Consider the following 13,860-nt stretch of genomic DNA (forward strand, 5'->3'; position numbering starts at 1 on the left):
GGGAGAGGGCCAACTCTCTTCTTCGCCCGACTGAGCGTGGCTGACTAATGGAAGTGTGCACGCCGATTTGGATGGACGCACAGACGTAAATTGGTCATCACCACTATATTCTGGCCAAAATCCTGAATTCTTCAACGTCGGCAGTGAAAAAAACCTTGCCGGATCGGCTAACGCATGGAAAACAAGAAAAAAATAGTGACGACCTAATCCTGCGTCTGCCACAGGAGATGGTCTAGGCGATCAATGATATGAGCCGCGACGCCAATGACTTCCCATCACATCACTACATTATCATACATTGCAGACTTCCGGCATCGGGTCCGTATTCAACTGAGTCAAGATAGTGTGCAACTCCGCATGCTCATTTGCCAGTAGCTGCGCCAAACGTCGCACCTGCCGTCTCACCAACGGGAGCTCCGCCATTGAGGGCACATCTAACCGATCTTGGTCATACCGATACTCTTCGATAATTGGCGGCAAGGCTTTAGCGAGCCGCTGTGTAACTTTTTCCAATTTGGTCGCGTGGTCCACAACGGTCGCGAGACACTCCAGCGCATTTGCCAAGCCTGGCTGCAACCTTTGTTCAGCTATCTGCAGCAAAATCTCGACGATCTCAGCTGGAATCGAATCCTTGTTGTCCGCGGCATCTAAAAACTGTCCAATGGCTACGAATGACGCATACACTCGAGTAGGATCGCGGCTGGCAATTGACGATCGGACAAGAGCAATAGCCTCATCACTCATGTTCGGACAAAGACGGAAAATCTGATAGGCTGTCGCAGACAAAGTGGAGATATGGCCATGGCTGGTTATGCTGGAGATCAAGCTGGCCAAATCGCCATCCTGCGCAGGAATGGCACAAGCAGGCAAAAGTGCGCTTGCTAGAACATATCCAATTTCTTTTGCGACGCCTACGTCAGGATCAACATCTCCGAACAACTTAGAAGATCTTTCCGAAGCTTCGCGAGATCGAGGTCGCCAATTCACGCATGCCGCCACACAGGATGTCAACGTATCGACGCCCGGCTTTCTATCGAGCTTTGAAAGCCCAAAGCGCAAGTTTCGTAGCAGGTCTTCACCGATCTGGCCTTGCATCAATGGTTCTAAAAAAGAAGGCGCGAACAGCGCTTCGGCCCTATCCCGTCCCGGAAGCTCCAAAAATACCCACAGGTAGAGACTATGATCTTCTGGCCAACCTGCTTCGGTGCGCCGACTCCAGATCGCATCCTCCAATGCGGAATTCTGATCCTTCGTCAACTTTCCTGCGCGATGCAACCTAGCGAGCCGCATCAATGCTCGGGTCCTGTCCAGTTTCTGAGCTGTTTTTGCGCTTGCGATCAAGACCTCTACACGATTCCAAAGTGTTTGGGATACCGTCAAGCTGCAAAGATCATTGAATGTGAAATCATCGATAAGCTCCGGCCAGTCGTCCTCAACTCCCGTGGCCTTACCCTCCGATGGAAGTTTGAATTCGAGCGCGAGTTGCAACGCAGTTTGCCGATTGCCGGCATCCATCGCTTCAATTGCCGTTGCCAGTACGCCACCGCACTCGCGGAGGCAGGTCCACCAAAGCTCTGAGTTGTTCAACAGGTCAAGGCACCATTGATAAATCTCGAGTGCCTTTGGGCTTTCAGCGCGTACCACCACGCGTGCAAGTAAGCCCAACAAGAAGCGCACATGGTCATCGTGACGGCAAGCGCCATGGCTTTTTAGTGTTCGATCTATCCGATTTCCAATATTATCCAGCAACACCTTGATTGCGACATCACTTAACCGTGCAATTCTCATTCGCGGAAGGATGCGATCCAGGATCTTGACATCGGTACCGCGATAGCGCGCTAGAAGCGTCATAAGATCATCGTCATCGGGGCCTTTGAGCGCTAGATACCCTGCGACAAGCCTGTCGGAGAAAAGATTGGCATGTATGCTCCTCTCTGGCGCGCCAGTTCGCTCCATAAGATCCAGTAGACCGTAGAACGGGCATTCGTCATCACCGCGAATTCGTCTAACTCCACTTGGCCTATAGCGCCCGGGTTTGAACGACAGAGCCCACCCTTCACCGTCGGTTCTGTTTCGCTCAGACCGTTCAGTTGCAAGCCTGTCTCGGCGTGAGATTTCGTCCCAAGGATCGACTTTTGCACCGGCATAGCGCAGCCGGGTCTCATCCGTTTCATGTTCGGCAAAGGAGAGCAGGTCATCCGTCAGTGCGTTGAAAGTCACTTTATGAAACAATGCCGCCCATCCCTCGATTGAGATCAGCCATGCCGACCGCGGGGCTGATCGTAACTTTTGCCGGACGGATAAAAGCGCCGCCTTATAATCTAAGGCTGCGTCCCGGTATGAAAAGAGGGTCGAACAAAGTGCTGCACGCCGCATCACCCATATAGGTGCGTCCGAAGATATCGCTAGGGTTGCTTTTTGTACGCCGTCATCGTCCCAATCGAGTACAGCCTTCCAGCCAGTCTCATAGGCGTGCCACAGGTTGGCGTCTTCACCTGAGGTGGCCGCCAGCCGCCTCATCCATGTAGACCAACGGTCCCAGTCGCGAAACTTACGCCAATGCTTTACGGCGCTAACGCAGAGGTCGGTGCGCTGTTGCGTAGAAAGGCATGAAACCGCGTTGAAATGTCGATCTGCCTCCTCGAGGTCACGGGGAAACAGTTCGATACCCGCAATGGTCCTTCTCCAGATATGCTCAGCCGCAAATCTCAAATGATCTGCTGGCGTTTCTTCTATGCGTCTTAGAGTCGGGAAGGAGTATCGCAGGGGACGGGTAACCCTTTCAGGGGCGACAACCCAGCCAGGATAAATGCGCCGATCTGCAGCCCACGTTGCCGCGACGTCCTTGCGGCTTGCCTTGTCGTCATCTGACGCACTTCGGGAAGCATTAAAGCGATCTGGTGATAACGCCCACTCAAAGGGCGACGGCGGTTTTGCCTCAATCAAGGCGGAGAAAAACAGTTCAAGCGCCTTCTCGTGTTGCTCGTCGGGCAGATCAGTTTCAACGAGAGGTGCCAGATCAATTGGAGTGACATTGCGATGCTCAAGCAAAGATCGCGCCGCCGGAGTCAGGTTAAGCACGCCGACAAGTCGAATTCGGCGGGCAGATACGTGCAATGTGTCACGCACCCAGCCGCTCCACGCCAGAAAGTTCGGATCAATCCCTGAAAAGCCGATGAGACAAAGCTCGTTCTCTAGCATCACCTGCTGGGCTAGGTTCACGAAGGGGGCAAATCTTGCGGGATAGGTGCGAAATTCATCCTCGGTAAAAATGAACGGCTTAGAAGACGGCAAAGAGCCGTGCAGCTTAACTATGCGCGGTGCGCGCGAACGCGCGAGGTCGCTGATCGTCTGGACGCAACTATAGACGCGATCTGGTGTCTTCGGGGAGGTGCGCTCCAGTAGGGTGTCCCAGTTCGTCGTCAACACATCGACCCAAGGAAACTCCATCAGCTGAAGGTGAAGATTCGATGGCTCCCACCTGTCATCCGTCACTAACTCCCGAATCAAGCGGTCCAACCCATCTTCGCCGTGTTGCGCCTGGTATTCCTGCGCAAGACGCAGGGCGTTAGGACCTTTCCCCTCGGCATAGCCAAGCGAGCCTTCCATGCGGGCGGCAAAATCTCCCCAGAGCGGTGGAGCAGGTGCATCATGTTCACGGCGACAAGTGCGGCTGAAGCCGGCACCGACCATAACGGCTGCCTCATTCGCCCATAGTGCTTTAGCGAATGCATCAAAGGCTGACCCATCTCCAAGAGATCTAACTTTGTGAAGGCTAGTAGTCAAATTGAGATTTCTCCGATGAAGAGGCTGTTCTGAGACGTGCCGCTTTTTCAACATTATACCAATAAACGCCTGAATAATGCTACATTTTCGCGATACAGGACCGTGCCAGTAGATCAGCGGAAAATACGCTTTCCGCCCTATCCGGACAGATAGCCATTCAGTTCAGGGCGCCAGTCGGTTGCGAAATTACCCAGTTTGCAGGCGCGCTTCAGATAATGAAGAGAATGCGACACTGGCAACTGTGTGTGTGACATCGTACCCTTTTGGATGCCTTTAGACTGCAGGCTTGCTGAACCGGTTTAAAGAACCAGTATTTTGCCGGTAATTTTGGCTTGGCGCAGCATTCTTAAGGTAGTTTTGGCTCCGACGACCGACCGTCTTATCGAAGGGCTTTTTCGACGTCACGGAGGACCGGGACGTTCTGCCAGAACTCGCGGCAATAGGCTTCTGCGCGCGCGATACGATCTGCATACGGATTGCTCTGCCTATCCCAGAGATACCCAATCTCCCCAACAAGCAAGATGGTGGCTTCGGCAAGCTGCAACAGGGCATCGTATGTCGCAGGCTCTATCGCCACTCCCGAACTTGCGAGCTTCTTCCGCTCTTTGCTTTCGATAACCCGATGAGCGAAGTATTCAGTGCGCAGAAGTCGGATGTGACCATGGGTCACTGAAGCTTCGGCCTCACCAAATGCCTTCAAAAGCGCGGTATGTCTACTTGTGAAAGTGTAGGTGTCGTCAAAATTTACCCCAAGAGCGGCCAACTGAATGCTGCGACGCTTCAGAAGCCCATCGAGGTCAGGAAGTTCGGCAATCGTTCTTCGAAGAGATACCGCATCCTCTGCTTTGTCCCAAGCACGGGCGCAGTAGAGAATGAGCGCAGCCTTTACTGCACTACTTGCGATTGCCCCAGCATATCCGGAATACGAGCCATTCAGGCGATCCGAGATCAAGGGATTTTCATCGACCGCAATTTTCATGTAGCCGACGTGCCAAGCGGCCTCGTCAGCCTCGTTTCGAAGTGCCGCGATCAGGGAATCAAGCTCGGCATCGTTCATCGGCATACCTGATGTAGTCGTTTATCCAGTCCAATGGATTGTACGGTGGACGCGGGCGCGCTCTTAATGGCCGATGCCAAGGCGAGTTCATCACCCAATAATATAACTTGCTCGGCCACACGCGCAATGGCTGTGTAAACCAGTGTTCTGTCCAGCAGGCGGGACGGGAAGATGGGGATAATGACGCGGCGCCATTGAGATCTTTGTGCTTTGTGAACTGAGATGGCGAAAGCGTGTTGCCGGACTGGGCGGACGGTCACGCCCTCGCCGGGGGTGTCGTTGGCGAACAACGGCCCTACCATTATCGCAAGGGCAAGCGCCGAAGTGGCGGTCAACATCTTCATGGGTTTCTCGTTGTCGGTTTGGTCTTGTTTGTCTGGGGTCATGGCTTTCCCACCCTGACCGGTTTCAGGCCGACCAGCGGGCGACCGATCCCCCCAGAGCATCGCGCCGGACGGTGATGCCAAGGCCGGGGGCCATTGGCGGCAGGACGCCGCCATCACGGACGGGGGCGTCGAAATCGGCGGTGGTCAGGGTGACCATATCGCGGCAGTCGAGGATGCAGCGCAGGAAGCGTTCGGGCACGGTCGCGCCAAGGTGGACAATTCCGGCAAAGGCGATGACCGACCCCACCGTGTCCTGCACGCTGATCGTCAGGTCCGCCGCGCCGCAGACGTCGCGGTGGCGGCGGCCACGGGTCATGCCGCCAGCCTAGGACACCTTCAACTGAGTCACTTCTGAGCGAGAATCAACACTCGGAGGTTTTGTCGTGGCCACTCACTAGATTAGCAGATGGTAGCTTGCGGCGCCTGCAAGAGTTTGCTGCAGAATCCCTCGAATGACGCTTCTAGGAGTACTGCCGCATCGCGTGGCGATGGACCGACCGTCCACTCTGGGCCAAACGTGGTTGGTGGTAGGGCACGTGCATGCTCCGCTGTACCCCTAGTCCTCGCTCGGATCGTCAATCTAACGCATGGAGATATGTACAGTGAAAATAGGGCCTTCCGGCCATTCAGCGGCATCGCGTTCGATATATCCATCCATCTCACCGCCACCAGCGACCGGTAGTGAGGACGTGTCCTCGATGAAGCCGACGACGTTATGATTTCCCCGGAGCACTCCGCTCTTTTTGGTAATTGGACGTGCGGCTGTCACCCTCAACAGCTCGTCTACGGTGAATGAGCAATCGGCGGCCCCCCCGCAAACTGCATCTCGGGTGTAGCTCGAGTTCTCCGTTGTCATTCTGGCAAGGTATACTGCTGCCCTAGCTTTCAAATGCAGCCTGACGGTCGGCGTTGATATAGCCCTTGTCGGCCCAGACGGACGCTTCCTCGCCGTGCTACAGCGCATCCCAAACCTGACTGTCATGCACCTTAGCTGTGGTCGTTTCCATGCTGTGCTCGGTGCCACTCTGAGCGTCCACGCCGACATGCGCCTTCATGCCGAAGTACCAATCATAGCCTTTCTTTGTTGAACTCATCTCGGGGTCGCGGCTCTTTGCCTCGTTCTTCGTGGAAGGTGGCGCGTCGATGATCGTCGCATCAACCAGTGTCCCAGAGCGCAGCGTCAGGCCTTTCTCGGAGAGATGCACATTGACCTCAGCGAAGAGCGCCTTGGTCAGATTGTGGCGCTCCAGAAGATGCCGGAAGTTCAAGATCGTCGTCTCGTCGGAGACGCGATCATCGCCCAATTCTATCCCAGCAAAGCGGCGCATGGCCTCGCAGTCATACAGTATCTCCTCCGCCAGAGGGTCGCTGAGCGCATACCAATTCTTGAGGAAGTAGATCCGCAGCATCGTTCCGAGCGGCATGATCGGGCGACCACCTTTCTTGCCCTTCTTGGGGTAATGCGGCTCAATCAATGCTTCCAGCCGTGCCCACGGCACGACCATATCCATCTCCGCGAGAAACGCCTCACGCCGCGTCCGCTTCTTCTTCCATGCGTCGGAAAAGCTGGGAAGGGCGGGCTGCTTCCGCATCGTCAAACTCCGTGGCGAAAGGCCCGATCATACCACACCGAAAGCTGAGTGCAGAGTTTCTCAGACGTTCCAAAGGAGTGGAGGCGATGACCGCAGCAGCCATCATTACCCCTATGCCACCGCTGGCGACCTTCCCGAAGGGCCGGAGCTTCGCTGTCTGATTTGCCCTCACGCCGCGTCAGCATTCGTACCGCGGCAAGGACCCGCTGGGCCGAGCCGCCAAGATGGGTCAGCGTGACATTCGAAGGCTACTGATGATTGAGACCGTCGCGGTGGTGCGGTGGGCTGTACGATGGGGCGCACCCGAAGCGACCTGTCTGGGACGCATGACGGCACTCACGGCAACGATTCTGGTTGCAGCGGCCTTTGCCAACCGACTGGCACGCGCAGCGAGGGTGTAGCTGTCGAAAGGTGAGGACTACAAACCATCCGACCGTGGCGACCAAATGGGGCAGTATCGCCGGATTGTCGCCGAATGTGAGAAGGAGCTAGGGAACGTGAGGGCATCGCCCTGCGTCTGTCGCACGGCATCAATCTGGCGGCCAAGGCCTTCACCCTGATCTACCCTGAAACGGCTCCGTCAGAAACGCACATGGAACTTCACCTCATTCCGCGGACCGACCGAAAGCAGAATCAACTCGCCAAAAGATAGTGCATACGTTCAGCATATGCCGTGGAAAGATAGAAGAAACCAGTTGACATTTTCCAGAAAGCTTGTGTCAGAAATAATTATGAAAAACGTATAATTTAAGGAACAATTCCGAATTATAGGGCGATTTTCTAAACTTACCCCAAGTACATCCTCATCCACCTCTCAGATAATCGTCTTTTGGTCTCAGAGTTTACATTATCCACAGTCACGTGCGTGATTTTTATGGACAGCTCTAGCGATTTTCTCCGCCGTCTACCAAGATTCTTGCAGACGTGAACTTGTGAGGTTTCATATGCCGAGAAAACGCACCGATCACAGTAGATTTTCTCCCTTTGTGAGGGAGACAGTGGGCGAACCCGAAATGACCAAGCGCAACAACCCAATTACAACCATTGATCCCGGCGCCCTGCGACGTGAGGCTGCCGCTCATTACTGTGGGGTGAGCGCCGTGTACTTTGACCGCATGGTTGCTCTTGGTGCGCTCCCTTCTCCGAGACGGCTTGGATCGAATGTGCGGGTCTGGATTAAACGCGAACTGGATCAGTATCTGTTGACCCTGCCGAGTGCATATGATGTGGACTTGGGCAGCGATGTAAATCCCTGTGATCGGTTGTTGGATGAGTAAGTTGAAGATGGTCTTTTTCCTTCTGAAGAGGGATTTGGGGGAAAAGAGCGATGTGGTTGAAGATGAGAGTCAGTGGTGCCAGCGGCACATGGCCATTCGTCCGGTCGTGATGCATCATGCACAGCGGCTGATCTCAGAGGAACCGCGCGTTCTTGAGGCCGATTGCAACAGCAAGAATTGCGGGAATGCCAGCTATCCAAGTTTTGCGGCTAGGCCTCTTGCAGAAATCGATGGATCAGCCTGACTTGAGTGTCTTTCAAAGAACGGCAGGTACCGCCTCTCAAAGTATTCAATGAAGTGGCCGTGTCTCTGCGCTGTTTATGGGTTCGTGCTCCATGGTGCCATTGGGCTGAGACTGTTGTTAGCTCAGAAAGAATTTGCCACAGGAGTTGCCAGCTTCTCTAGAGATCCTTCGCAGGCTCTCAGTCTGCTTCTCAGTCGGTCTCAATTTTATCGAAAGCTGACCACACGCATTCCGTTTTGAACCTCTCGGGCTCTGTCACCGTGATGGAGTAAGGTATCAATCTATCGAAGTGAAGGGTTGAGAGCAGAGATAGTGTAGCACTGGCAGCTCATTTTGTGCCGGAGCTTTTTTATGGGATCATGTGAAAATTTTCTTGATAAACCTCGTTTTGAACTTATCAATCAGCAGATTTCGGTTTTGGGTAGTGCAGGCCAAGTGTGCCGCGTGTGTGACGCCCAAACAGAAACTTAGAGTGAAAAATCAGTGGTCTGGAGGCATTAGATGAAGCGCAAAAACCCATTTCCTGGAGTGAGTAGAGTCACTGATCGACATAAGAAGGTGCGCTATCGTTTTCGTGTCTATGGTAAGATCGACATGTATCTTCCCGGGCCCTATGGCTCCAAAGAGTTTTGTATCGCCTATGATCGTGCGATCGCCGGATTGACGGAGCCTTCACCGAAAGCAGCTCGTGTGGATCCAAATTCGTTTGCAGGCCTGATCGTGCGCTACAAATCGACCATGCGGTATGCCGATCTGTCTTTGAGCAGGAAGAAGACCCTGCAGCGTGAACTGGCTTGGTTGATGGATCAGATCGGTGATCTGCCTTTTCGCAGTTTCCAAAAGAAGCATGTTGAAGCCTTGATGAAGAAAAAGGCGGGGCCGGTGGCCGCAAACACTGTCAAAAAGAACCTGTCGATGCTCTTCAATTTTGCAATTGGTGAGGAAATCCTGAAGGACAATCCCGCCAAGCTCGCTTAAAAGCGCAAAACAAATCCGGATGGATACCATACTTGGACCAACGAGGAGATTTCCCAGTATCTTGCTGTGCATCCGAAAGGAAGCAAGGCTCGCCTCGCCCTTTTGATCTTTCTCCTTACAGGTGCATCACGTCAGGACGCAGCGGCCCTCGAGAAGAACAATATGGAGGGAGGGCGGGTGAGTTACTCACGCGGAAAGACGCGCGTGGCAGCGCTGCTGCCGATCTTGCCCGAACTGGCTGAAGAGCTTGCTCTGTTGCCGGAAGACCAGGTGCCGTTGCTCGCGCATGGTGCCGGGCGCAAATACAAGGCAGAAACATTGGGCAATTGGTTTCGGGATCAATGCGTTGCGGCGGGTCTGCCGCATTGTTCTGCCCATGGGTTGCGCAAGGCGGGTGCGACACGTCTGGCGGAGGCCGGTGCTACGGAGTGGGAGATTGCCAGTTACCTTGCGCACAAGGACACCAAGATGGCGTCGATTTACGTTCAGAAGGCGAACCGGGCGCTTCTCGCGGACAATGGCATGGCGCGTCTGAGGCCGGTCGAGGCAAAGAAACCTTGACCAACCTTTTTTACAGGTTGGTCAAAGGCGCTTGTAGCTCGCTGATTTTAAAGTGCTTTTTATCGAGAGTGGCAGCCCGTAGGGGAGTCGAACCCCTCTTCCCAGGTTGAAAACCTGGTGTCCTAACCGATAGACGAACGGGCCACGGCGTTTGGTGGGGGCGGTCTAACGAAGGGCAAACCCTTGTGCAAGAGGAAAAGTGTGGTCGGTGGGCGCGTTGGCTTTTCGGGTTTTCCCCGGGGCGGTGGACGGGCAGGATCACGGGACGGGCGGTGCGAATCGGGGGGATGGGCCATTGCTGCAAGAGATCGACCTGAATGCCGATCTGGGCGAGGGGTTTGGGCCTTGGGCCATGGGCGATGACGCGGCGATGCTGGACATTGTCAGCAGCGCCAATCTGGCCTGTGGCGGCCATGCGGGCGACCCCGAGGTGATGTTTGCCAGCCTTCGGTTGGCGGCAGAGCGCGGCGTCGTCGTGGGTGCCCATCCCGGCTATGCCGACCGCGAGGGGTTCGGGCGGCGGGTGATCCCGATGACGCCGAATGAGATTGCACGCATGGTGGCCGCGCAGGTGGGTGCCTTGCAGGGCGTGGCCGCGCTGGCCGGGGTGACGGTGCGATACGTCAAAGCGCATGGGGCGCTGGCCAATCTGGCCGCCGACCGGGCCGAAGTGGCGGCGGTTATTGCCGGGGCGGTGCGGGCGCTGCCGGGAAAGCTGGCGCTGCTGGCAATTTCCGGAACGGAGTTGGAGATAGAGGGGCGCAAGGCCGGGCTGGAGGTGGTGTCCGAGGTCTTTGCCGACCGCGCCTATCGCGCCGACGGGCGGCTGGTGCCGCGCGGGCAGGCGGGCGCGGTATTGCACGAACCTGCGATGGTGGCAGAGCGGCTGCTGCGCTTTGCCGAGACGGGCCGGATGCCGGTGCTGGGCGGGGGTGAGGTCGCCTTGGCGGCGCGGTCGGTCTGTGTGCATGGCGACACGCCCGGTGCGGTGGCACTGGCGCGCGGGCTGCGCGCAAGCCTTGAGGCGGCAGGGCTTGCCATCCGCCCCTTTGCCGGGGTCTGAGATGGACTATCCGCGCCTGACCCCGGTGGCCGACCGTGCCGTGCTGGTGGATTTCGGCGCAGCTGTGACGGACGGCGTGCATGACGCGGTGTTGGCGCTGGACCGGGTGCTGCGCGACGATCCGGTGGGCGGGCAGGTAGAGGTGGTGCCTGCCATGGTGAACCTGCTGGTGGTCTTTGACCCGCTGATGACCGATCACGCGGCTGTCGCGGCCGGGGTGGAGGCGCGGCTTTCTCTTGCCCGGCCGGACAGGGCGGAAGGGGCAGGGCACGAGGTTCTGGTCTGCTATGATGGGGAGTTCGGGCGCGATCTGGCTGCTGTGGCAAGTGCGACGGGGCTAAGCGTAGAAGCGGTGATCGCGGCGCATCTGGCGGGCGATTACCGGGTGTTCATGTACGGCTTTGCCCCCGGCTATGCTTATCTGACCGGCGTGCCAGAGGCGATTCACCTGCCGCGCAAGGCGGCCCCCGTGCGGGGTGTCGCGGCGGGCAGCGTCATCATCGCGGGCGGGCAATGTCTGGTGACGACACTGACCATGCCGACAGGGTGGTGGGTGATCGGGCGGTCGCCCACGCGGATTCTGACGGGCGATACGGCGCGGCCCTTTCTGTTTGATGTGGGTGACCGGGTGCAGTTCCGGCGCGTGGGGCTGGACGATTTCGCCGCAGCGGAGCGCGGCTGATGGCGCGGGCGGTGCTGCGGGTGATTGCGGCCGGGCCGCATTGTTCGGTCCAGGATGGCGGGCGGGCCGGGCTGATGCGCTTTGGCGTGCCGGCCTCTGGCGCGATGGACCGGGCGGCGCTGGCGCTGGCCAATCACGCGCTGGGCAACGCGCCGGGCGCGGCCGCGGTTGAGGTATCGCTGGGCGGGCTGGTGCTGGAGGTCGAGTCGGGGGCGTTGTCGGTCGCGGTGGCGGGTGGCGGCTTTGTGGTGGAGGCCGGGGCGTCGCGGACGGGGTCATGGTCGGTGGTGAACTTGCGCGAAGGCGACCGGCTGGCGATCCGGCGCGGGCCTTGGGGGGCATGGTGCACGATCGCCTTTGCCGGGGTGTTGGTGGCTGAACCGTGGCTGGGCAGTGTGGCCACCCATGCGCTGTCCGGGTTGGGCGGTGGTGCCGTTGTGGCAAGCCGGCGGCTGGTGGTTGAACAGGCGCGAACGGTGGGCGCGCGGCCGATGGCCTGCCCGGTCTGGGCACGGCCGCGCGGGGATGCGGTGGCGCTGGTGATCGGGCCGCAAGAGCGGTTCTTTGCGCCAGAACGGATCGAGATGCTGCTGGGCGCGCGCTTTCATCTGACCGATGCCTATGATCGGATGGGGGTGCGCCTGCGCGGGCCATCGCTGGCACCCGAAGGTGCGCTGGGCATCCCGTCCGAACCCGTGTTGCGCGGATCGCTGCAAGTGGCGGGGGATGGGGTGGCGGCCGTGCTGATGGCAGATCATCAGACGACCGGGGGCTATCCGAAGATCGCCACGCTGGTCGGTTCCGAACTGGACGCTTTCGCGCAATTGCGGCCACATGCAGAGGTGCGCTTCCGGTCGGTGACCCCGGAACAGGCGGTGGCCATGGTGCGATTGCGGGCGGCGGCCCTGCGGCGGTTGCTGGAACGGACATGAGGTTGCGCGATTTGCGCAACGCGGGAGGGGCGGATGAATCTTTCTGAAATCGGACCGGCGGCGTTCCTGCGGGCCCTTTTCGACCGAGCGGTCGAAGTGGCCGATCCGATGCGGTCCTTGGCGCAGGTCCTTCCACCCAAACCTGCGGGGCGGGTGGTTGTTATTGGCGCAGGCAAGGCCAGCGCCCGTATGGCCGAAGCGGTGGAGGTGGCTTGGGGCCCCTGCGAGGGGCTGGTGATCACGCGCTATGGCTATGGCCGCCCGTGCCGGGGGATCGAGATCGTGGAGGCCGCGCATCCGGTGCCGGACGCAGCCGGGGCGGCGGCCACCGCGCGGATGCTGGATTTGGTGGCGGGGCTGGGCGAGGGGGATTTCGTGCTGGCGCTGATTTCGGGCGGGGCTTCGGCTTTGCTGGTGGCACCTGTTGCCGGGGTGACGCTGGCGGAGAAACAGGCGGTGAATGCCGCGCTGTTGGCCTCTGGTGCGCCGATTCACCGGATGAACACGGTCCGCAAGCATCTGAGCCGGGTGAAGGGCGGGCAGCTGGCGGCAGCAGCCTGGCCTGCGCGGATGCTGACGCTGATGATATCGGATGTGCCGGGCGATGATCCGGCTTTCATCGGATCAGGCCCGACCGTCGGCGATGCCTCGACCGTGGCCGAGGCGCGGGCGGTGCTGGAGCGGTGGAAGGTGGCCGTGCCGAACAGTGTGACGGCGGCGCTGAACGGGCCTTCGGGCGTGGTGCCGCCCGGCGATGCGCGGCTGGGGCGGGTGGAGAATGTGATTTATGCCGCGCCGATCCAGTCGCTGAGGGCGGCAGCCCAGATGGCAAAGGGCGTAGAGGTCCGGCTGCTGGGCGATGCGTTGGAGGGTGAGGCGCGGGAGGCGGCCATCGCCCATGCGAGGCTGGCGGTAGAGGCGGCGGAAGGGCTGCGCGCCGGGGATCGGCCCGTACTGCTGCTGTCGGGCGGGGAACTGACAGTGACGCGGCGGGGCGATGGCATCGGTGGGCCGAATGCGGAATTCTGCCTCGCCCTTGCGCTGGCGCTGCGCGGGCATCCCCAGGTGCATGCGATTGCCTGCGATACCGACGGTGTGGATGGCGCGGCAGAGGTGGCGGGCGCGCGGGTGGCACCCGATACGCTGGCGCGGGCGGCGCGGGCCGGGGTGGATGCAGGGCGCGCGCTGGCGGCCAATGACGCGCACAGCTTTTTCGCCGCGCTGGGCGATCAGGTGATCACCGGGCCAACGCTGACCAATGTGAACGATTTCAGGGCCGTGCTGATCCTGCCGCCCGGTTGA

12 protein-coding genes, 1 tRNA gene and 1 pseudogene are annotated in these 13,860 nt (G+C 58.6%); 8 read left to right on the forward strand and 6 right to left on the reverse strand.

Going from position 1 to position 13,860, the window contains the following annotated elements:
• Positions 1 to 291: 291 nt before the first annotated feature.
• The 5 genes and pseudogenes from RSE12_08615 to RSE12_08635 all read right to left on the reverse strand — a co-directional run bounded on the left by RSE12_08615 (position 292) and on the right by RSE12_08635 (position 6,821).
• Positions 292 to 3,693, reverse strand: a complete 3,402-nt coding sequence (locus RSE12_08615) for an SIR2 family protein (protein WRH64371.1) — start codon at positions 3,691 to 3,693, stop codon at positions 292 to 294.
• 472 nt (positions 3,694 to 4,165) lie between these two features.
• Positions 4,166 to 4,843 carry a hypothetical protein gene (locus tag RSE12_08620; GenBank protein WRH64372.1) on the reverse strand — a complete coding sequence of 226 codons (678 nt, stop codon included), beginning with the start codon at positions 4,841 to 4,843 and terminating at the stop codon, positions 4,166 to 4,168.
• Positions 4,840 to 5,229: an ATP-binding domain-containing protein gene (locus RSE12_08625; GenBank protein ID WRH64373.1), complete on the reverse strand. Its 390-nt coding sequence runs from the start codon at positions 5,227 to 5,229 to the stop codon at positions 4,840 to 4,842. The genes RSE12_08620 and RSE12_08625 overlap by 4 nt, the downstream gene beginning before the upstream one ends.
• Before the next feature lie 22 nt (positions 5,230 to 5,251).
• Positions 5,252 to 5,545, reverse strand: coding sequence for a hypothetical protein (locus RSE12_08630; GenBank protein ID WRH64374.1), 294 nt, complete (start codon positions 5,543 to 5,545; stop codon positions 5,252 to 5,254).
• 673 nt (positions 5,546 to 6,218) lie between these two features.
• Positions 6,219 to 6,821: pseudogene (locus RSE12_08635) on the reverse strand (IS5 family transposase).
• A gap of 1,013 nt (positions 6,822 to 7,834) precedes the next feature.
• Between RSE12_08635 and RSE12_08640 the strand changes: the two are divergent.
• From RSE12_08640 to RSE12_08655, 4 genes are all read left to right on the forward strand, one after another.
• Positions 7,835 to 8,098, forward strand: coding sequence for a hypothetical protein (locus RSE12_08640; protein ID WRH64375.1), 264 nt, complete (start codon positions 7,835 to 7,837; stop codon positions 8,096 to 8,098).
• A 7-nt stretch (positions 8,099 to 8,105) separates the two neighbouring features.
• Positions 8,106 to 8,342 carry a hypothetical protein gene (locus RSE12_08645; GenBank protein WRH64376.1) on the forward strand — a complete coding sequence of 79 codons (237 nt, stop codon included), beginning with the start codon at positions 8,106 to 8,108 and terminating at the stop codon, positions 8,340 to 8,342.
• A 501-nt stretch (positions 8,343 to 8,843) separates the two neighbouring features.
• The gene (locus tag RSE12_08650) at positions 8,844 to 9,320 is read left to right on the forward strand and encodes a hypothetical protein (GenBank protein WRH64377.1); all 477 of its coding nucleotides are present in this window, start codon (positions 8,844 to 8,846) and stop codon (positions 9,318 to 9,320) included.
• 66 nt (positions 9,321 to 9,386) lie between these two features.
• A complete protein-coding gene (locus RSE12_08655) occupies positions 9,387 to 9,881 on the forward strand; it encodes a tyrosine-type recombinase/integrase (protein WRH64378.1) in 495 nt (164 codons plus the stop codon).
• A 69-nt stretch (positions 9,882 to 9,950) separates the two neighbouring features.
• On the opposite strand, the gene RSE12_08660 is transcribed toward RSE12_08655, so the two are convergent.
• Positions 9,951 to 10,025: transfer RNA gene (locus RSE12_08660), tRNA-Glu, on the reverse strand.
• A gap of 208 nt (positions 10,026 to 10,233) precedes the next feature.
• Between RSE12_08660 and RSE12_08665 the strand changes: the two genes are divergently transcribed.
• Genes RSE12_08665 through RSE12_08680 form a run of 4 tightly spaced genes read left to right on the forward strand, consistent with a single transcriptional unit; the run spans position 10,234 to position 13,860 of the window.
• Positions 10,234 to 10,944 carry a 5-oxoprolinase subunit PxpA gene (locus RSE12_08665; protein ID WRH64768.1) on the forward strand — a complete coding sequence of 237 codons (711 nt, stop codon included), beginning with the start codon at positions 10,234 to 10,236 and terminating at the stop codon, positions 10,942 to 10,944.
• A 1-nt stretch (position 10,945) separates the two neighbouring features.
• On the forward strand, positions 10,946 to 11,626 hold the full coding sequence (locus RSE12_08670; protein WRH64379.1) for an allophanate hydrolase subunit 1: 681 nt from the start codon (positions 10,946 to 10,948) through the stop codon (positions 11,624 to 11,626).
• On the forward strand, positions 11,626 to 12,558 hold the full coding sequence (locus RSE12_08675) for a biotin-dependent carboxyltransferase family protein (GenBank protein ID WRH64380.1): 933 nt from the start codon (positions 11,626 to 11,628) through the stop codon (positions 12,556 to 12,558). The genes RSE12_08670 and RSE12_08675 overlap by 1 nt, the downstream gene beginning before the upstream one ends.
• Positions 12,559 to 12,591: 33 nt before the next feature.
• Positions 12,592 to 13,860, forward strand: coding sequence for a glycerate kinase (locus RSE12_08680; GenBank protein WRH64381.1), 1,269 nt, complete (start codon positions 12,592 to 12,594; stop codon positions 13,858 to 13,860).

Origin of the sequence: Fuscovulum sp., assembly GCA_035192965.1 — a bacterium.
Lineage (GTDB): Bacteria > Pseudomonadota > Alphaproteobacteria > Rhodobacterales > Rhodobacteraceae > Paragemmobacter.